Source organism: Sulfurospirillum sp. HTRB-L1 (assembly GCF_059415125.1).
In genome coordinates, this window is the sequence record NZ_JCAHZR010000002.1 from 256369 (window position 1) to 274661 (window position 18293).

Annotated in this window: 17 protein-coding genes; 3 read left to right on the forward strand and 14 right to left on the reverse strand. The window is 48.7% G+C overall.

Features of this window, described 5'->3' with window-relative positions; translation table 11 throughout:
• Positions 1 to 9 precede the first annotated feature (9 nt).
• The 3 genes from AC5SLM_RS03985 to dctP are packed head-to-tail and all read right to left on the reverse strand — an operon-like array spanning position 10 to position 2926.
• Positions 10 to 1293, reverse strand: coding sequence for a TRAP transporter large permease (locus AC5SLM_RS03985; RefSeq protein ID WP_495249639.1), 1284 nt, complete (start codon positions 1291 to 1293; stop codon positions 10 to 12).
• A 9-nt stretch (positions 1294 to 1302) separates the two neighbouring features.
• Positions 1303 to 1866, reverse strand: a complete 564-nt coding sequence (locus AC5SLM_RS03990) for a TRAP transporter small permease (protein WP_495249640.1) — start codon at positions 1864 to 1866, stop codon at positions 1303 to 1305.
• 55 nt (positions 1867 to 1921) lie between these two features.
• Positions 1922 to 2926: a TRAP transporter substrate-binding protein DctP gene (dctP, locus tag AC5SLM_RS03995; protein ID WP_495249641.1), complete on the reverse strand. Its 1005-nt coding sequence runs from the start codon at positions 2924 to 2926 to the stop codon at positions 1922 to 1924.
• A 244-nt stretch (positions 2927 to 3170) separates the two neighbouring features.
• On the opposite strand from dctP, the gene surE reads away from it, so the two are divergent.
• Both surE and AC5SLM_RS04005 read left to right on the forward strand, forming a co-directional pair.
• On the forward strand, positions 3171 to 3959 hold the full coding sequence (gene surE / locus AC5SLM_RS04000; RefSeq protein WP_495249642.1) for a 5'/3'-nucleotidase SurE: 789 nt from the start codon (positions 3171 to 3173) through the stop codon (positions 3957 to 3959).
• Positions 3947 to 4621, forward strand: coding sequence for a tRNA threonylcarbamoyladenosine dehydratase (locus AC5SLM_RS04005; RefSeq protein ID WP_495249643.1), 675 nt, complete (start codon positions 3947 to 3949; stop codon positions 4619 to 4621). The genes surE and AC5SLM_RS04005 overlap by 13 nt, the downstream gene beginning before the upstream one ends.
• Here the strand turns inward: AC5SLM_RS04005 and AC5SLM_RS04010 are convergent.
• The 9 genes from AC5SLM_RS04010 to AC5SLM_RS04050 all read right to left on the reverse strand — a co-directional run bounded on the left by AC5SLM_RS04010 (position 4596) and on the right by AC5SLM_RS04050 (position 14155).
• The gene (locus AC5SLM_RS04010) at positions 4596 to 5057 is read right to left on the reverse strand and encodes a hypothetical protein (protein ID WP_495249644.1); all 462 of its coding nucleotides are present in this window, start codon (positions 5055 to 5057) and stop codon (positions 4596 to 4598) included. The genes AC5SLM_RS04005 and AC5SLM_RS04010 overlap by 26 nt on opposite strands.
• Positions 5054 to 5494, reverse strand: a complete 441-nt coding sequence (locus AC5SLM_RS04015; RefSeq protein ID WP_495249645.1) for a Sua5 YciO YrdC YwlC family protein — start codon at positions 5492 to 5494, stop codon at positions 5054 to 5056. Before AC5SLM_RS04015 ends, AC5SLM_RS04010 begins: the two co-directional genes overlap by 4 nt.
• 2 nt (positions 5495 to 5496) lie before the next feature.
• Entirely contained in the window at positions 5497 to 8754 is a 3258-nt protein-coding gene (gene carB, locus AC5SLM_RS04020) for a carbamoyl-phosphate synthase large subunit (RefSeq protein ID WP_495249646.1), read from the reverse strand.
• A 65-nt stretch (positions 8755 to 8819) separates the two neighbouring features.
• Entirely contained in the window at positions 8820 to 9563 is a 744-nt protein-coding gene (gene mreC, locus AC5SLM_RS04025) for a rod shape-determining protein MreC (RefSeq protein WP_495249647.1), read from the reverse strand.
• Positions 9556 to 10590, reverse strand: a complete 1035-nt coding sequence (locus AC5SLM_RS04030) for a rod shape-determining protein (protein WP_205457832.1) — start codon at positions 10588 to 10590, stop codon at positions 9556 to 9558. The genes mreC and AC5SLM_RS04030 overlap by 8 nt, the downstream gene beginning before the upstream one ends.
• A gap of 19 nt (positions 10591 to 10609) precedes the next feature.
• Positions 10610 to 11836, reverse strand: a complete 1227-nt coding sequence (gene clpX / locus AC5SLM_RS04035; protein ID WP_495249648.1) for an ATP-dependent Clp protease ATP-binding subunit ClpX — start codon at positions 11834 to 11836, stop codon at positions 10610 to 10612.
• Complete coding sequence (gene lpxA, locus AC5SLM_RS04040) at positions 11826 to 12623, reverse strand: acyl-ACP--UDP-N-acetylglucosamine O-acyltransferase (RefSeq protein WP_495249649.1); 798 nt, start codon at positions 12621 to 12623, stop codon at positions 11826 to 11828. The genes clpX and lpxA overlap by 11 nt, the downstream gene beginning before the upstream one ends.
• On the reverse strand, positions 12624 to 13070 hold the full coding sequence (fabZ, locus tag AC5SLM_RS04045; protein ID WP_495249650.1) for a 3-hydroxyacyl-ACP dehydratase FabZ: 447 nt from the start codon (positions 13068 to 13070) through the stop codon (positions 12624 to 12626).
• Between the two features lie 29 nt (positions 13071 to 13099).
• Complete coding sequence (locus AC5SLM_RS04050; RefSeq protein WP_495249651.1) at positions 13100 to 14155, reverse strand: epoxyqueuosine reductase QueH; 1056 nt, start codon at positions 14153 to 14155, stop codon at positions 13100 to 13102.
• Positions 14156 to 14240: 85 nt separating this feature from the next.
• On the opposite strand from AC5SLM_RS04050, the gene AC5SLM_RS04055 reads away from it, so the two are divergent.
• The gene (locus AC5SLM_RS04055) at positions 14241 to 17306 is read left to right on the forward strand and encodes a DUF748 domain-containing protein (protein ID WP_495249652.1); all 3066 of its coding nucleotides are present in this window, start codon (positions 14241 to 14243) and stop codon (positions 17304 to 17306) included.
• Positions 17307 to 17314: 8 nt separating this feature from the next.
• On the opposite strand, the gene AC5SLM_RS04060 is transcribed toward AC5SLM_RS04055, so the two are convergent.
• Positions 17315 to 17650 carry a DUF309 domain-containing protein gene (locus AC5SLM_RS04060; protein WP_495249653.1) on the reverse strand — a complete coding sequence of 112 codons (336 nt, stop codon included), beginning with the start codon at positions 17648 to 17650 and terminating at the stop codon, positions 17315 to 17317.
• A gap of 1 nt (position 17651) precedes the next feature.
• On the reverse strand, positions 17652 to 18275 hold the full coding sequence (locus AC5SLM_RS04065) for an NAD(P)H-dependent oxidoreductase (RefSeq protein ID WP_495249654.1): 624 nt from the start codon (positions 18273 to 18275) through the stop codon (positions 17652 to 17654).
• Positions 18276 to 18293 lie beyond the last annotated feature (18 nt).

The following is an 18293-nucleotide window of genomic DNA, read 5'->3' on the forward strand; positions in this document are numbered from 1 at the left end:
AACCCCTCCTTATCTAAACGCAACATCCCTTAAAAACAGGGCGATTTGTGGGAAAAAGACCAACAACACGGCCACACTTAAAAGCATGAAAATAAACGGTGGCGTCCCTTTTACCACTTCAATATACGGCCGTTTAAACACCGCAATGGCAGTAAAAATATCACACCCAAAGGGAGGGGTTGCTGAGCCAATGGCCACTTGCAGGGTAATCACTGTTCCTACATGTACAGGGTCTAGTCCCACACTTTCCACCACCGGTGCAAAGATAGGTACCAAAACTAAAATCACTACAATAGGGTCAACAAACATGCACCCAACAAAAAAGGCGACAGAAATCACCCCAAGCACCCCAAGGGAGCTCATTTCATAAATCCCAATGGACGCTAAAATCTCTTGCGGCACTTGCGCAAAAGAAAGCACCCACGCAAAAGCGGCACCCGAAGCCACAAGGATAAACACCACCGCCGTAACCAAGCCCGTAGATTTGGCCGTTTCATACAACGCACGCACCCCCATGGTTCTAAACACGACCATTTCCAAGATAACAGCATAGGCCACACTCACCGCCGCCGCTTCGGTTGGGCTAAAAATACCCGTAAAAATCCCCCCAAGGATAATAAAAGGAAACCCTAAGGGCCACAGCGCCCTGTACACCGCAATGGCCCGCTCTTTCCACGAACTTTTTGGTTCCGTGGGAATGTTGTGCTTATAGGCGTAAAACACACTGTAGGCCGAAAACATCGCCAAAATCAACAGTCCTGGCCCAATGCCCGCAATAAAAAGTTCAGGGATAGAGGTCTTGGAGACCACACCGTAGATAATCATCCCAATACTTGGAGGAATCAAAAAAGCAATGTCGCTGGAATTTACAATCAACGCCAAGATAAACGAATCTTTATACCCGCCTTGTTTTAGCCTTGGGCGCAACGGCGACCCAACGGCAACCACCGTTGCTTGCGTGGAGCCAGACACGGCTCCAAAAAGCGTACATGCCGAAGCCGTACTCACGGCTAAGCCCCCTTTGATGTGTCCCACGAAGGCCATAACCAAATCAATCAACCGTCCTGCGGATTGCCCGCGTGTCATGATGTCTGCGGAGAGGATAAACATCGGCACGGCGATGAGCGAAGAAGGGCGAATACCCGCCATCATCTGTTGAATCATAAACTCCATTCTGCCAAAATCCCCAAAGAGTTCGTAAAACCCAACGGCCGCCCCTGCTAACAAGGGAATCATCATGGGAAACCCCAACAAAAGCAACCCAACCATAATAGAAAAAATCATCACTGCCATGGGTTCCCCTTATACTTCAATGTCGGCATCTATATCACCGTACCCGTCCAACACTTCTGTGGAGAGGTAAATGTCTTTTTGACGCAGGTTTTGGATGACGGTTAACACATACTGCACTCCCGTCATAAAAAGCCCCACAGGCACCCAGATGTACATCCAATACACTGGAATCCCAAGGGCAGGCATGATGCGCCCTTTGCTGTACATCGTGTTGATATAATCAACCGCGTAGTAGCACAAAAAAAACATCATCCCCGCAGTTAGCGTAGCAATGACGATCATAAACCCCTTGCGCAGCCAGTCGGGAAAGGTGTCAAAAATCGCCGACATGCGAATGTGCCTTCCTTGGCGCGCCGCGTAGCTAATCCCCGCGAAAGTCACCATCACAATAAAAATGCTATTGAGTTCTTCTGTAAACACCAAAGAGTGGTCAAACACAAAACGGCTTACCACGCCCACTATCGTATTGGTCGCCATGAGCAACACGCTCACCGCCAATATCAATCCCTCAAGTCTGCTAATTTGCCGATCGACAAAGCCCAACACACCAGAGGAATGGCCTAATCCTTTCATCCTAAATCCTTACATGTAAAGAGAGGGCAATGCAAAAGCGCCCTCTCTTTTGTTTTTACTTGGTTGCCTGTGCTAAGTCAGCTTTCATTTGTTTTAATACTTCTTCACCCCGTTTGCCTGCGCGTTTTACGAACGCCTCTTCCACCGAAGTGGTACGGGCACGAAAGCGCGCGCGCTCTTCTTCACTAAGGTGCACAATCTTATAGTCTGGGTTTTTGGCTTTGATTTTTTCACGCCCTATGGCATCAAACTCTTGAGCCACTTCCAAAACATGCTCACGGGCCACAGCGGCGGCGTTACGGATGAGGGTTTGGTCTTCTTGTCCAAGGCTATTAAAAAAATCTAAGTTGGCCATCGCGGTGGCAGTGAAATGGTTGTGCCCCATGTACGTCATCACCTTAGATAATCCGTCCAACCCATAAGCTTCAATCCACACCGCAGGGTTTTCTTGGCCATCAACCATGTTGGTTTTCAGGGCCCCAATCAAATCTCCCCAACTCATCGCGATGGGTGAAGCCCCAAAGGCTTTGTAGGTTTCAAGCAACAAGGGTGAGGGCATGGTGCGAATTTTTATGCCGCGCAAATCCTCAGGGGAGCGAAACTCTTTCATAGTCGTGACCACTTGTTCGCCCTCAGGAAACATGGCTAAAAGCTCCATCCCATGCTCACGAAAGATTTCAGGAAACATGCCATTAATGGCTTTACCCTGTTTAAAAAAAACATCCAATTGTTGGGGGTCGGTGGGCATCAAATAGGGCACAAAAAAGACATCCATTTCAGGAATGCTCGCACCCATGTAGCCCGTGGATTGGCCTACAAACTGCAACAAGCCTGCTTGTGCTTGCTCCAAAATGTCGGCTTCTTCGCCCAAGGTTCCCACAGGATACACTTGAATCTTGTGGTTGGAGTTTTTTTCAATCTCCTCTTTAAACTTCATGGCGTAAATCCCCTGCGGGTCGCTCTCGCCTTCGCCCATGGCATACTTCCACGTTGCTGCGTGCATAGATGACATCAGAAAAAATGCCATAAGCGCCAATCGTAATACTCCATTTGGTCTCATGGTTACTCCTTAAAGTAATAAATTAGCCCAAAATATGGGCCTATTTTCATAATAGTAAAGTAAAACTTGGAGCTTTATTAAATCTTACATTTTACTAAAAATATGCATAATTTTAAAACTCTGATTATTTTTAGTATTTTGCCCCCTTAGAGCTCGCCTTGGATTGCACGAACCTTTTGCTATAATGCCATGCGTTAACTCTGCGTCTTTCAGGAAATTTAAAACGCTACACCATGAGGTCTTGATGCAAAAAAAACGAATCTTAATCACCAACGATGACGGCTTTGAAAGCGAAGGGTTACTGGCCCTTGTCGAAGCCATGCGCCCCCTTGGCGATGTGAGTGTTGTGGCTCCAACCACCGAAAAATCGGCTTGCGGGCACTCTTTGACCCTCACGCGCCCCTTGCGTTTTGTGCAAATTGCCGATGATTTTTTTAAGCTAGATGATGGCACGCCTTCTGATTGTATTTACCTCGCCTTGCACGCCCTTTTCAACGAAGACAAAAGGCCTGACTTGGTTGTTAGTGGCATTAACCTTGGGGCAAATTTAGGGGAAGATATCACCTACAGTGGCACGGCCAGTGCCGCCATGGAAGCGGTGTTGCAAGGCATCCCTGCCATCGCTTTTTCTCAGGTCTTTGAACGAGGAGGTGCTTCTTTGGACCGTTTTGGGTTTGAATTAGCCAAGGAAACAGCAACCACCCTCGCCCACAAAGTCTTGACCGAAGGCTTCCCCCTTGGCAAACGGCGTTTTTTAAATGTCAACATTCCCCCTTGCGCGCCAAGTGCGTGTCGTGGAATGCGTGTCACGAGTTTGGGCAAACGGGTTTATGGCAACGAAGCCCATTTGCACCGCAATCCACGCGGATTAGAGTACTACTGGATTGGCGCGCCCGCACTCCAATGGAAAGCCACCGACAAAAAATTCTGTGACCTTACCGCCGTGGGAGAAAATTACGTTTCCATCACCCCTATCCACCTAGACTTAAGCGCCTACGATGAAATGCAAAGGCTAGACACATGGCTAGCGTAGCCTCGCGGTACGACCGGGTTAAACTGCTCTTTGGCGAAAGTGCTTTTGAACACCTCCAAAACGCGCACATCCTTCTTTTGGGTGTGGGGGGTGTGGGAAGTTTTTGTTTGGATGCATTGGTACGCACGGGCATAGGCAAAATTACCATCGTGGATGCGGACACGTACGAGATTACCAACCAAAACAGGCAAATTGGCAGTGAGGCGGTAGGTGAAGTCAAAGTGCATCGCTTGGCCACCTTGTATCCTTCGCTTACTCCCTTACATGTAAGGGTGGATGAGGCGTGGATTAAAGCCCATGATTTTAGTGCCTATGATGTGGTAATTGATGCCATCGATGACATGCGCGCCAAGGTTGCTTTGGCCTTACATGTAAAGGAGAAATTGGTGTGTTCCATGGGCGGGGCAAAACGCCTTGATCCCACGCGCATTTGCATTGACTCTATTTGGAACACCAAACAAGATGCCCTAGCAAAAAAGTTTCGCTACGAATTGCGCAAAGCGGGCTTTGAGGGGGATTTGCAAGTAGTGTATTCAAGCGAACCGCCCAATTGCACGGCATTGGGAAGTTTTGTAGGGGTCACAGGAAGTTTTGGGCTCGCCCTTGCAAGCCTCGCGATTAAAACCCTGCTTGCCTCTAAAAACCCTCTTGAATCCACGTAACGTCAGTTTTTAAAATCCTAATCGTGTTGGCCATGTCTGCGCGTTGGACGTAGATGGCATAGCGTCCTTCGTACAACAAGTCGGCGCGAAAATTGGTCGTGCCGACGCGAAACTGTTGGTCGGGTTTAAGAAAAAACTGCTCCCCTAGTGCCATTCCCACAGGCTCAATGAGCGTTAAAGCACTTAAGCCAAGCACTGCCAAATACGCCCACTGTATTTTTTTGGCAAAACGGGTGTAAAGCATACCAAATCCCAACGCCAAAGCGCCTATACCCAAGAGCAAGAAAGGCTGGTGGTCAAAAAAATAGACGTTGAAGTATTCGGCAATACCTAACGCATCAAAATAATGAAGTTTGAGCCCAATAAACACCAAAAAATCCACCATGAGCACCAAAATAACCCCAAAAATAAACCCATTGACTAGTTTATAGCTCATCGCTTTCTCCTTGCACGGTTGCGCCCAAGTTGAATCAAGCGCGAGGGTGGGGCTTCAAAAAAACCGCGCGCGTCTTCCACCACCACGTCTGCTTGCGCTTTGGCAAACACCACATCAAACCCCTGACCCGTTGGGTTGGCCGAAGTGGAATACATCCACCCAAACGGCCGCAAAAAAGTCCCATGCTCGGGGTCACTCACCCGTCGCAAGGCCTCGCCATTGGGAAATAAAAAAGTCGTTTTCTTAGCGTATCTTACCCATTTTTTAAAAGCATTGGGAACCCGCACGTGGGTTTGGAGTTCTTTACATGTAGCCACGCTTTTTAAGCAAGGCTGGTCGGGGTCACGCCCTTTGATGGCGTTGAGTTTGGCTTTATCTTGAGACAAAAACCCCACTGTCGTGTCGGTTTGAACCAAATACACGCAGTGGGGATTCATCTTTAGCCCAGGTAATCTTGCAAGGCTTTGGGTTCCAATGCACTTTCGTTTTGAATCGCTTCAATGGCCTTTGTCGCAGCAAGAGCGGCGGCAATGGTCGTAAAATAGGGGATTTTAAAGCGCAAGACCGATTGGCGAATTTTTTTAGCATCGTCTTTGCTGGATTTGTTATCGCTGGTGTTGATGACCAAGTCAATCTCTTTATTTTTAAGCATGTCTTCCACGTTGGGACGACCTTCGCTAATCTTGTACACAAACTCCACTTTCACGCCTGCTTCTTCCAAGACTTTGTAGGTTCCTGAAGTGGCAAGCACTTTAAAGCCAAGGGCTTCAAATTTCATCCCAATGTCTTTGGCGTGGGCTTTGTCAACATCGGTGAGAGAGACAAACACCGTGCCTTTTTTAGGCAAAATATTATGGGATGCAATCTGGCTCTTAGCAAAAGAGATGGCAAAAGAGTCGCTAATGCCCATCACTTCGCCTGTGGATTTCATCTCTGGACCAAGGATAAGGTCTGCCCCTTGGAGTTTATTGAATGGAAAGACCGCTTCTTTGACGGCAATGTGACCCTTCATCTTGGGTTTTAAAATACCGTTTTCTTCGGTCACCACTTTGAAGGTATCGTAAAAGGCCAAGGCTTCGCGCAAATTGCCCTGAAACATCACACGGGTCGCTACTTTTGCCAAAGGCACGCCTGTGGCTTTGCTCACAAAAGGCACCGTACGGCTTGCGCGTGGGTTCACCTCAATCATATACAAGGCGTCATTGTGAATAGCGTATTGGATGTTCATCAATCCCACGACCCCCAGATTTAAGGCGATGGTTTTGGTTTGGGTTTCCACTTCTTTGAGCAAACGCTCGCTGATGCTAATAGCAGGCAACGAACACGCGCTGTCTCCGCTGTGAATGCCCGCTTCTTCGATGTGCTGCATGATGCCGCCGATGTAGACTTCTTTGCCATCGCAAATCGCGTCCACATCCAATTCAATGGCGTTATCTAAAAATTTATCCAACAACACAGGAGAGTTATGGCTCACGCTCACCGCTTCGTTCATGTAAGTGCGCAGTTCCTCTTCGCTGTACACCGTGCGCATGGCACGGCCGCCAAGGACATAACTGGGGCGCACAAGTACGGGATAACCAATCTTAGAGGCTTTTTCTAAAGCCTCTTTTTCACTGGTTGCGGTATCATTTTCAGGTTGCTTGATGTCGTATTTGCGTAAAAATCCTGCAAATTTTTCACGGTCTTCTGCCATGTCAATGACCCGTGCCGTGGTACCAATAATCTTAGCGCCAATGACCGTTAAACGCTTGGCAAGCTTGAGTGGAGTTTGCCCCCCAAAATGGACAATCACCCCATCGGGTTGCTCTTTTTCCACCACGCTGCGCACGTGTTCAAAATCGATAGGTTCAAAGTACAAAATATCGCTGGTGTCATAATCGGTGGAGACGGTTTCAGGGTTGCAGTTGTACATGATGGTCGTCACATCCATGTCCTTAAGGGCATAGGCCGCATGCACACAACAATAATCAAACTCAATCCCTTGTCCAATGCGATTTGGCCCACCGCCAATAATCATGACTTTCTTTTTGTCGCTTTTAACAACAGGGGTTTTGGGCAAACGGGTAATGTTAGTGGAAGAGTACAAGTAAGGCGTAAGGGCTTTAAACTCTGCCGCGCAGGTGTCCACTTCGTTGTATTCAAAGTCAATACCAAGGCGCATTCTAGCGGTGTAAATGTCATTTTGCGTGAGTTCTAAATTGTCTTGACGGTTGATAAGCTTGGCAATCATCTTGTCTGAAAAACCCATGGTTTTAGCTTCGCGCAACAAGGGTTCGTCGTTTAAAATGTCCATATCGATGCATTTTTCAAACTCCATCAACTCTTTAAACTGGTTCAAAAACCACGGGTCAATCTTGCTCCACGCGTGCACCTCTTCGACGCTAAACCCGCGTCCAAAAGCATCTGCAACGTACAACATACGGTCGCTATGCGGACGGCGAATGTCTTTAATCAGCTCTTCATCGCTCACCTTCACAAACTCAAACCCCGACCAGCCTGTCTCCATGGAACACAAGGCTTTTTGGAAGGACTCTTTAAAGGTCCGGCCAATAGCCATGACTTCACCCACGCTTTTCATGGACGTGGTCAGGGTGGAGTTTGCCTGAGGGAATTTTTCAAAGGTAAAGCGGGGGATTTTAGTCACAATGTAGTCAATCACTGGCTCAAAACTCGCTGGCGTGCCCGTGATGTCATTGGTAATTTCATCAAGGGTAAAGCCCACTGCCAACAAGGTTGCCACTTTTGCAATAGGATAGCCCGTCGCTTTAGAAGCAAGGGCGGAAGAGCGGCTTACGCGCGGATTCATCTCGATGACAATCATGCGTCCCGTTTGGGGATGCACAGCAAATTGGACGTTTGACCCGCCCGTATCCACGCCAATCTCGCGCAAAATGGCAAAGGAGGCATTGCGCATTTTTTGGTACTCTTTGTCCGTCAAGGTAAGTGCGGGCGCGACGGTAACAGAATCTCCCGTGTGCACACCCATAGGGTCTACGTTTTCGATAGAACAGACGATGATGCAGTTATCGGCACGGTCACGAATGACCTCCATCTCGTATTCTTTCCACCCTAGCAACGACTCTTCGATGAGGATTTCATTAATCGGGCTGATTTCCAACCCTGTTTCTGCCAATTCTTTAAACTCATCAATATTAAAAGCTACCCCACTACCGCCCCCCGCGAGGGTATAAGAAGCGCGAATCATCAACGGAAACCCGATGTTTGCAGCCGCTTTCATGGCTTCATCCATCGAATAGGCGTATTGGCTTTTGGGCAAATCCATGCCAATCTTTTGCATCGCTTCTTTAAAGGCTTGGCGGTCTTCGCCTTTTTTGATGGCTTCTGGGTTTGCGCCAAGGAAAATAATCTCCCCCAACCTGCCACCTTCGTACAATTTCATGGCCGCATTAAGGGCAGTTTGGCCTCCCATGGTAGGCAAAATGGCGTCCACTTTTTCTTTTTCAATAATACGTTCAATCACCTCTTGGGTGATAGGCTCAATATAGGTGCGGTCAGCAAATTCTGGGTCTGTCATAATCGTCGCGGGATTGGAGTTAATGAGTACCACACGGTATCCAAGCTCTTTGAGTGTTTTAGCAGCTTGTGTTCCAGAGTAGTCAAATTCACACGCTTGCCCAATGATAATGGGGCCTGAACCTATGAGTAAAATCGTTTTTATGTCTTCACGTTTTGGCATCGCTTATTCCTCGCTCAAAGTTTACACAAAAACCCACCAAGGGCTTTGGTCTAACCTTTATAATTCTACTCAACAACGTACATGTACACGGGCGCCTTGACCTGCGTGTAGGGCAACACAACCGCACTTTGGTAAGACTCTTCTTGAATCACCTCTATCACTTTTCCCACAGGAACCCCCGCAAAAAAGATTTCATCCATCCCGCTTGTGGTCACTTCATCCCCCACTTTTGGTTCCATCCACATGGGAATGTAGCGCACTTGAATGTACTGGTTGTTTCCCATCGCAACCCCAGGAATGTGGTCTTCGCCCACGGAAACAGAAAAGATAGACTTAGGGTCACCTTGAAGCAAGCCCAGAGGTCTTCCTTGGTCAAAAATCACAATCCCTGCTGTATTCCCTTGGTGCAATAATCCGTAAATGCGTGATTGGTTGGCATCTTCAAAATCAAGCCACACGCGGTGATAGTTACTTAGGTTCACATACGAAACCGCTTGCACCAATTTGACACTCGGTGCATAAGGCGGTTTTTCGTGGTCTTTTAATAGCGCGTTGAGCTTCCCCGCAAAGGCAATGGAAAGAAGGGCTGAACGCTCCAATTCACTGTTGTGTGCACGAAGCAATCTAATAGCATCCCGTTGCGCAAGGTAGTCTTGCGTCCACGTTTTAGCGCGCTCAAGGGTTGTTAAATAGCCCGTGGTCACGGCGGTTGAAAAATCCGCCACCATACCCCGTGCATTTCCCCCATATTTCAATGAGACAAAGATAAATGCCCCAATGATAAAAAAAAATTTAAGCTTACTACTCATTCGCCAATTGTTGTAAAAGCTGAATCTCTTCCAAAGCCTTGCCCGTACCTTTAGCCACGGCCAACAACGGCTCATCCGCAACAAACACCGGCAATTTCACGATGTCAGCCAAGTATTTGTCAATACCCCGAATCAACGCACCACCACCCGTGAGCACCACGCCGTTTTCCACGATGTCCCCTGCTAAATCTGGCGGCATCACTTCAAGTACGTCTTTGAGTGCGTCGGCAATCTCTTTCAACGGTTCACGCATAGCTTCACGCACGTCTTCGCTGGTCAGTTCAATGCGGCTCAATAACCCGCTCACTTGGTCGCGGCCTTTGACCATCATGGAAAGTTCCGAATCAAGAGCCACCGCACTGCCCACTTCGATTTTAATCTGTTCGCCCGTACGTTCGCCGATAAGCAGGTTGTATTTGCGTTTGACATAATCCACAATAGACATGTCGATTTTATCCCCTGCGGTGCGGATGGATTTGCTAATAACCAAACCCCCTAATGAAACCACACCAATCTCCGTCGTACCACCGCCGATGTCTACCACCAAGCTTCCCTGAGGTTCACGGATGGGCAACCCTGCACCAATAGCCGCCGCCATAGGCTCTTCAATCAAAAACACTTCCCGCGCGCCCGCACTCATGGCAGACTCACGCACCGCTTTGCGCTCCACTTGTGTTAAGCCATAAGGCACACAGATGATGATGCGTGGGCGTAAAAAGCTTTTGCGTTTGTGGGCTTTTTCAATGAAGTAGCGAATCATCTTTTCGGTCATGTCAAAATCTGCAATCACCCCATCGCGCATGGGGCGGATAGCCTCGATGTCCCCAGGGGTTTTTCCCACCATCTCTTTAGCTTCGTGGCCTACAGCTAAAATCTTTTGGCGCCCAAATTTATCGCGCTGTACTGCTACAACGGAGGGTTCGTTGATGATGATACCCCTGCCTTTGACAAGCACTAAGGTATTGGCCGTACCAAGGTCGATACTCATATCGCTAGAGAAAAAACCGATTAACTGATCTAATATCATTCACATTGCCTTTTGTGCGCTACGCGCTTTTTTTATCTTTTTTGATGTACAAGGGTTTGGTGCCATTTATAACCGTATCTTCTGTGATAAGGATTTCATACCCTTCTAGCTCAGGGAGTTCGTACATGATATCAACCATCAACTCTTCCATGATGCTTCGCAGTCCCCTTGCCCCCGTTTTACGCTTGATAGCCAAGCTTGCTACTGCTTCAAGGGCTTCGGGTTCAAAGGCCAAATCTGCCCTGTCGATGGCAAAGAGTTTTTTGTATTGTTTGAAAATAGCATTTTTAGGTTCGGTGAGGATACGCACCATCTCTTCTTGCCCAATCTTGCCCAAGGTCGCCACTACATGTAAACGGCCAATAAGCTCAGGAATGAGGCCATAATGCACCAAATCATCCGGCTCAATGAGTTCTAACAACCCTTCTTCTTCGCTCTTGCCGCGTTTTTCTTGGCCAAAGCCTAAGACATTGTTGCCGATGCGGCGTTTGATGATTTCTTCCATACCATCAAAGGCACCGCCACACACAAACAAAATGTTAGAAGTGTCGATTTGAATAAACTCTTGGTTAGGGTGCTTGCGTCCCCCTTTTGGTGGGATATTGACCACGCTACCTTCGATGATTTTTAAAAGTGCTTGTTGTACCCCTTCCCCTGAAACATCACGGGTAATGGAGCGGTTTTCGCTCATGCGGGCGATTTTATCAATCTCATCCACAAACACGATACCTTGCTCTGCTTTTTTCACATCCCCATCCGCAGCTTGGAGCAAACGGGTTAAAATGTTTTCCACGTCTTCCCCCACATACCCCGCTTCGGTGAGGCTTGTGGCATCACAAATGGCAATAGGCACGTCCAAAAATTTGGCCATGGTTTGCGCCATGAGTGTTTTTCCGCTTCCCGTTGGTCCGATGAGCAAAATATTCGACTTGGAAATTTCTGTGTCATCTTCGTGCACCAGGTTTTGTTTGAAAATACGCTTGTAGTGGTTGTATACGCCTACGGAAAAGACGCGCTTGGCTTTTTCTTGGCCGATGACAAACTCATCCAACATGGCCTTAAGTGCTTTAGGTACTAAAAGCTCTCGCTCTGAGGCTTTAATCGTTTCGCTTTCTTTGGTCTCTCCAAAGAAAATCTTGTGGGCTGAAATAACGCAATGCTCGCAAATATACACATGGTTGCCTGCGATTAAACGGGTGTCATTTCCCTCTTTCGCGCCACAAAAACTACATTCTCTATAATTCATCTTGACCTGCCCTCTCGTATGGGATTCCCCGTTTTGTTGTTAGGATAAAACGGCACAATGTTTGCACTTGGGGATTGCTACTTTTTTCAAGCAGTGCTTGTGCGCTTTCTTTGATAGGCAATGTGCCCCGAAATAACTGCCGGTACGCTTCTTTGAGCGCACCAATTGTTTCTTTGTCAAACCGTCGTCGAAGGCCGATGGCATTGAGCCCCCGTACCAAAGCACGGTTTCCCTCAGCAAGGCAAAAAGGCGGGATGTCTTGGCTAATGGCACTGGCCCCGCCAATCATACAGCCCTCACCCACTTTCACAAACTGGTGAATGGGTGTCAACCCACCAATGACCGTATAAGAGCCTATCTCCACATGACCCGCCAAGGTAGCATTGTTGGCCATGATAACACGGTCTCCCACTTGGCAATCATGCCCAATGTGGCAGTAAATCATGATAAAACAATCCTCACCGATACGTGTCGTGCCGCCGCCTTTTTTGGTGCCTGCGTTAATGGTCGCAAATTCGCGCACAATGGTACGCGCCCCAATCACCACGCCCACATCGTCTTCTTTTTGGTAGCCAAGGTCTTGGGGCGGGGTGCCGATGATGGCGTATTGGTGTACCTTTACCCCCTCATGCAAGGTGGTTTTTCCACACACTTGCGCCCCTTGCATCACCTCAACTCCCCCATGAAGCGTAGCCTCGGCACTCACAAACGCATAAGGGCCGACCGTGACGTCTTTGGCTAAAGCGGCGCCTGTTTCAACGGTGGCAGTAGGATGAATCTGTGGCATTTATTTGTCTACAATCATGGCTTTAAGCTCGGCCTCGGCCACTAGCTTCTCATCCACGTAGGCTTTGGCGTCTAGCACCCAAATAGCCCCTTTATGTTTCAGCACGCTAAGGCGGTATTCGAGTTTGTCACCGGGCGTAACAGGTGCGCGAAACTTGGCCCTGTCGATGCTCATAAAATAAACCACTTTTTCTTTGGTTTCTTCTTGAGCACTGGGTGCCATGCTTTTAAATGCCAACACACCGCCCGCTTGGGCCATGCCCTCGATAATCATCACACCAGGGTAAATGGGATGCCCCGGAAAATGGCCTTGGAACACCTGTTCGCCGATGGTGACGTTTTTATACGCAACGATGGATTTCCCCGCCTCCATCTCCGTAACACGGTCGATGAGTAGCAGCGGATAGCGGTGGGGAAGAATGGTTTGAATTTCATTAATATCGATCATAAGTACCTCATAAGCAAAATCTGTCAATTTTAGCGAAAGGTTGCTAAAAGTTCTCTAACATCCTCAAAGAGTGTCGCCTCTAGGGAAAGGGTTGTTTTGCCTTGGGGGATATGTTCAACCACAAGAATGGGCGTTAAAGAGAAAAGTGTTCCTTCGAGTTTTTGCCTTACATGTAACTCTTTTTCAACCTCCACAGGTGTGGCTAAAAGGTCTTTTAGGCTTTGAAACTGCGTCATTGCAAGGGCGTTAAACGCCGCTAGGGTGAGCATCAAAGCGGGTTCTTTGGAAAACAAGGCTACGCCCTCTTGCATCTCTTTCCACTCCCCTTGAAGCAGTGGCTTGCTAGGCAGGGAATAAAACAACACATACGAAGGAATCGCCCGCCCTTCTTGCATCACCCGTGCGTGGTTTAACCGGTAATTTAAAAAGCGTTGGCGGCGTTTGGATTGGGACGTTTCGTAGAGCTCCAAACGCTCATGAATGGAGCCGGGTTGGGTTTGGTTGGCAAGCGAAGAAACTAGCTCCACACAGGGCTTGTTTTGGGCGTTGCGTTGGGCACTAAGGGCAAACACACACCCGCAATAATTTTGTTGGTACAACCCCGCTTCCTTAGCTAAAGCAAACTGGGCTTGGGTACCCCCGCCTTTGCGAAAATCCACCGACACAAAGGTCACACCAAAGGCGCGCTCCACCTCTTTGGCGGCACTTTCAAGCTGTGGGAGGGATTTTTTAGGACTCATGAGCAAGGTGGTTGTAATACGCTTAATGCCCAGCTCCACCGCTTTTTGGGCCGAGGCATTGAGGCGGGAAGTGAAGCACATCTCACAGCGCTTCCCTTTTTCAGGTTCGCATTCCAACCCTTTGGCTTCTTCAAGCCACGCTTCAAGGGCGTATTCGCCTTCAAGAAGTTCAATACCCAAGTGTTCACAACTGCGCCGCACATCCCCAAGACGCAAGAGGTATTCTTCGTAAGGGTGAATATTAGGGTTGTAAAAAAATCCCACAAGAGGCTCTTGGGGAAAGGCTTCTTGAAGGCGCTGTAAAAAGTAGTGGCTATCCACCGAGCAACAAATATGCACAAGCATGAGAAAACCCCGTTTTTAGGGCGATTATAACACAATTTTTCAAGGACTTTGTGTTACAATCTTAGCACCATCTAAGGAGGATTTCATGGGTCCTTTCTACCAACGCTTAAGCCTTTGGATAGGCGGCATCATCGCTGGCTATGCGCTCATCGGCGCGCTCCTCATTCCCCTGCTTTTACCCGTGTTTTTACCCTCCTATCTGGCAAAAAACCACCGTATTTACCTTGACTTTTCCCGCGCACGTCTTAATCCTTTTACCTTTGCCCTAAGCCTTCATGATGTGCGTCTGGATGATCAATACGGCGCCACCGCCTTGCGTATTGAAACGCTTTTTGTAGATGTAAACCCCACCGCACTGGTAACCAAAACCCTTACTATTGAAACCTTGCACATCCTGAAGCCTAGGGTCTTTGTCACCATCACCACGGGCGGGCGTTTAAATCTGGCCCACCTTTTACCGCCCACTTCACCCAAAGAAGAGGCTTCTTCTTCCCCCTCTTCGCTCCATTTTCTCCTTAAAAACTTTCACCTTGAACAAGGAAGCCTCACCTACACGGATGCGAGCAAAGCCGAAGTGTTTTCCACTACCCTTGGGGGCTTACACTACACGGCACGGGATTTAAGCACCAAACTTGGCGCAGTAGGGGCGCACCGTTTTGGAGGGGTGGGGTCTTTGCTTGATGCGCTGGGGTGGGAAGGTGGGGTAAGCCTTAATCCACTCAAACTCTACGGCAACGCGCGGCTTGAAAATGCGCGGTTGAGAGAATTTTGGGACTATGTGTTGCACGATTCGCCCTACGCGCTCACCAACGCCCGCGCCACCTTGGAGTTTCCCTACTTGGTGGAGTGGAGCGAAGAAGGCTTACATGTAAGCATCAATAACGCACAATTACAGCTCAAAGATGTGGCGCTTTTAGAGCGTGGGCAACCCTTTTTCAGTGCTTTGGCTTTGGGGATTTCTGGCCTAAGGGCTAGCTTTGACATGGATAAAGACGGCTGGGAGGGTCTCCTTCAAGGAGGGAATTTTGATGCTTCAACGCTTGCTATGACGTACGCCAATGCCCTTCACGCCAAGCTCGCTACCATCGCCGTGCACAACATGCAAGGCGCTTTTAAAAACCAACAAACTTTTGTTGCCTTGCCTTCCACGCGCGTGGAAGGATTTTGGGCGGCAAAAGCAGGCGAACAAACGCCTTTTGGAACCCTAAAAGCCTTACATGTAAAGGGAGTTACCTTTCAAGAAGGCACCTTACATGTAGAAAGCATTGGGCTAGATGCCCCTTTTGTTCAGGCTTCATTGTTGGACGATGGCACCTTGGATGTAGCACATCTTTTGCCTCCTTCAAAAGAGAGCCAAGAAAATACCACAAAAGGTGACCAAGAAACCCCCTCGACACCTTTTTTAGTGCAGGTGGAAAAAGTGTGGCTTGAAGGGGGTGAGGCGGTCGTGCTAGGTGGGCCACAAACCCACCGCTTGCAAGCACTTTCACTGGAAACCTCTCTCCTTTCTAGCGATTTTTCTGCGCCTATTGCCTACACTCTAAGCGCCCTAGCCGATGGGGCAAAGGTGACCAATACAGGAAAGGTGACCATCGCGCCCTTTGGCGCCCAAGGTGCGCTTACTCTTTCCCACCCCAACCTTCCCCATTACGCACCTTATTTGACGCCCTATTTTTACGGGATTTTTGCTTCAGGGGCCTTGGAATTACAAAGCTCTTATACGGTGAAAGAGGATTTTTCCCTCCACGCCACCAGTGCCTTTAGCCTCAAAAACATTGCCATTGGCGACCGCGCCAACACCCCTTTGGTGCGTTGGAAAAACCTTGGGGTTAAAGCGCTGGAGTTTCAAACCCACCCCTTTGCGTTACATGTAAAGGAGGTCATCCTCCAAGAACCCTACGCTTCTTTGCACATTCGCTCCGACATGAGCACCAATATGGGGGCGCTTTTCCCAAAAAGCCCCAACCAAGCACCCGCTACAAAAACGGCTCCCTTGGACATCAAACTCACTCAAATGGGCCTTGAAAAAGGGTCGATGGATTTTAAAGACGACTCCTTGCCCTTGCCTTTTGCCACCCAAATTAACTCCCTCAAAGGCACGCTTTCCACGTTGGATTTCACTTCCACCCAACCCTCTAAGTTAGCGCTCACGGGAGCTGTTGAGCGCTACGGCTACGTGCAAATTGACGGGGAAATGCTTCCCTTTGACCTTGCCAACCACATCGACATCGGGGTCTTGTTTAAAAACATCGACCTTACACGCCTTTCACCCTATTCGGGAAAGTTTGTGGGGTATGCCATTAGCGATGGGCGGCTAGATTTGGATTTGGGTTATAAAGTGCGCCAAAAGTCCCTCCAAGGCAACAACACCATCGTGCTTCAAACCTTGACCCTTGGGGAACGCATCGAAAGTCCAGAGGCGCTAAACCTGCCTTTAAACCTTGCCATCGCCTTGCTCAAAGACCGCAATGGCCGTATCGATTTAAACCTGCCGGTGCACGGGGACTTAAACGACCCGCAGTTTAGTTACGGGGCCATCATTTGGCGTGCGTTCACCAACGTGCTCACCAACATTGTCACCTCTCCTTTTCGCTTATTAGGAAGCTTACTTGGCATCGATGGCGAGACGTTAAAAGCCATCGATTTTGACGCGGGTGTGGCGACGTTATTGCCCTCAGAAGAGGAAAAAATGGTCCATTACCGCAAGATTTTAGAAGAGCGCCCGCAACTGCGTCTCAACATAACAGGCACTTACCACGTCGCGCGTGATACGGCAGCCTTACAGCAAATAGCGGCGCAAGCACGCATCGATACAGAAACCAAAAAGGGAAAAGCGTACGAGGAGATTCTTAACGCATGGTTTCATGAGGCTTTTTCCAAAGAAGCGTACGAAGCCTTGCAAAAAACCTATACTAAAGAGGGGAAACTTGACGTCGTACTCTTTCACGAAGCGCTGCTAAGCGCCCTTCAAAAAAGCATCGCCATCTCTACCCAAGAGCTTCATGCCCTAGCCAAGGCCCGCGCCGAAGCACTCAAAGAAGCTTTAGTAAAAGCGGGTGTAGCCCCTGAAAAACTTGACACCAAAGAGCCCGAAGAAGGGAAGGTAAAATCTGAGCGTTGGATTGAAACTGCGGTAGAAGTGAGTGCGTAAATTGGGAGTTAGCGGGGTTTGGTGCCCGTAAAGACCTCAGTGTATTTTGCCTCCAAAAGCGCACAAGCACGGCGGTAATCCAACGTCAAAGGCGAAGGGGTTGTCTCGATGAGCGGGCGGTATTTTTCGTAGGTTTCCCACACTTTGTGCGCTGAGGCCTCCCGCCCCAAGCGCACTAAGGCCAAAGCGGTGGCCCCATTAATGAGACCTTTAAGGATGTAACTTTCTTGGCGGGTTGCGGGGTTGTTTTTCCAAGCACGCCAGGTGTCTTCAAGGACTTCATGGGCTTCCACAAAGTCCTCTTCCTCTACGACACGGTAAAAGGTTTCAAGGGCTTTTAGCATCTTAAGAGCGAAACTCCACCACTTCGTCAAAACTGAGGCGGTATTTGGCCCGTTGTTCGCTAGCGCGGTAGCCAAAGGGGATGAGCAAAGCGGTGTGAAACACGGTGGTGTCGATGCCCAACATAGCGTTGACCTTGGTGGCATCAAACCCTTCGATGGGGCATGAATCGATCCCGATAAACGCCGCAGCACTCATCATGTTCGCCGCGGCGATGTAGCACTGTTTTTCACTCCATAGCTCTAAGGTTTGGTCGTCCCTGCCATCAATCCACGCCCTGTAAATCTCAATAAAATTGTTAAATGCTTCCTCGGGAAGGCCAAAACGGCGGAGTTGGCCTCTGGCGTACACGTCGGAACTGCGCACATCTTTACGCGCCAAAATGACCACCAAATCACTGGAAGTGGAAATCTGTTTTTGGCCCCACGAAGCCGCTTCAATCTCTTTTTTAAGTGCGTCATTTTGCACCACGAGAAATTTCCATTGTTCAACCCCAAAAGAGCTAGGGCTCACGCGTCCTGCTTCGAGGATAAACCGTAAATCTTCTTTGGAGATTTTTTGCTCATTAAAAAGTTTGCACGCGTGGCGAAACTGCATAGCGTCTAAAAATTGGGTTTTTGGATTCATTAATACTCCTTCATATTG

Bases quoted from the DNA above. Each gene is read 5' to 3' on its own strand.
- fabZ (WP_495249650.1), bottom strand. From the start codon at position 13,070: ATGATCGATATTAATGAAATTCAAACCATTCTTCCCCACCGCTATCCG.
- AC5SLM_RS04030 (WP_205457832.1), bottom strand. From the start codon at position 10,590: ATGATATTAGATCAGTTAATCGGTTTTTTCTCTAGCGATATGAGTATC.
- dctP (WP_495249641.1), bottom strand. From the start codon at position 2,926: ATGAGACCAAATGGAGTATTACGATTGGCGCTTATGGCATTTTTTCTG.
- mreC (WP_495249647.1), bottom strand. From the start codon at position 9,563: ATGAGTAGTAAGCTTAAATTTTTTTTTATCATTGGGGCATTTATCTTT.
- AC5SLM_RS04060 (WP_495249653.1), bottom strand. From the start codon at position 17,650: ATGCTAAAAGCCCTTGAAACCTTTTACCGTGTCGTAGAGGAAGAGGAC.
- AC5SLM_RS04055 (WP_495249652.1), top strand. From the start codon at position 14,241: ATGGGTCCTTTCTACCAACGCTTAAGCCTTTGGATAGGCGGCATCATC.
- lpxA (WP_495249649.1), bottom strand. From the start codon at position 12,623: ATGCCACAGATTCATCCTACTGCCACCGTTGAAACAGGCGCCGCTTTA.
- AC5SLM_RS03985 (WP_495249639.1), bottom strand. From the start codon at position 1,293: ATGGCAGTGATGATTTTTTCTATTATGGTTGGGTTGCTTTTGTTGGGG.
- clpX (WP_495249648.1), bottom strand. From the start codon at position 11,836: ATGAATTATAGAGAATGTAGTTTTTGTGGCGCGAAAGAGGGAAATGAC.
- AC5SLM_RS04050 (WP_495249651.1), bottom strand. From the start codon at position 14,155: ATGCTTGTGCATATTTGTTGCTCGGTGGATAGCCACTACTTTTTACAG.
- surE (WP_495249642.1), top strand. From the start codon at position 3,171: ATGCAAAAAAAACGAATCTTAATCACCAACGATGACGGCTTTGAAAGC.
- AC5SLM_RS03990 (WP_495249640.1), bottom strand. From the start codon at position 1,866: ATGAAAGGATTAGGCCATTCCTCTGGTGTGTTGGGCTTTGTCGATCGG.
- AC5SLM_RS04065 (WP_495249654.1), bottom strand. From the start codon at position 18,275: ATGAATCCAAAAACCCAATTTTTAGACGCTATGCAGTTTCGCCACGCG.
- carB (WP_495249646.1), bottom strand. From the start codon at position 8,754: ATGCCAAAACGTGAAGACATAAAAACGATTTTACTCATAGGTTCAGGC.
- AC5SLM_RS04010 (WP_495249644.1), bottom strand. From the start codon at position 5,057: ATGAGCTATAAACTAGTCAATGGGTTTATTTTTGGGGTTATTTTGGTG.
- AC5SLM_RS04005 (WP_495249643.1), top strand. From the start codon at position 3,947: ATGGCTAGCGTAGCCTCGCGGTACGACCGGGTTAAACTGCTCTTTGGC.
- AC5SLM_RS04015 (WP_495249645.1), bottom strand. From the start codon at position 5,494: ATGAATCCCCACTGCGTGTATTTGGTTCAAACCGACACGACAGTGGGG.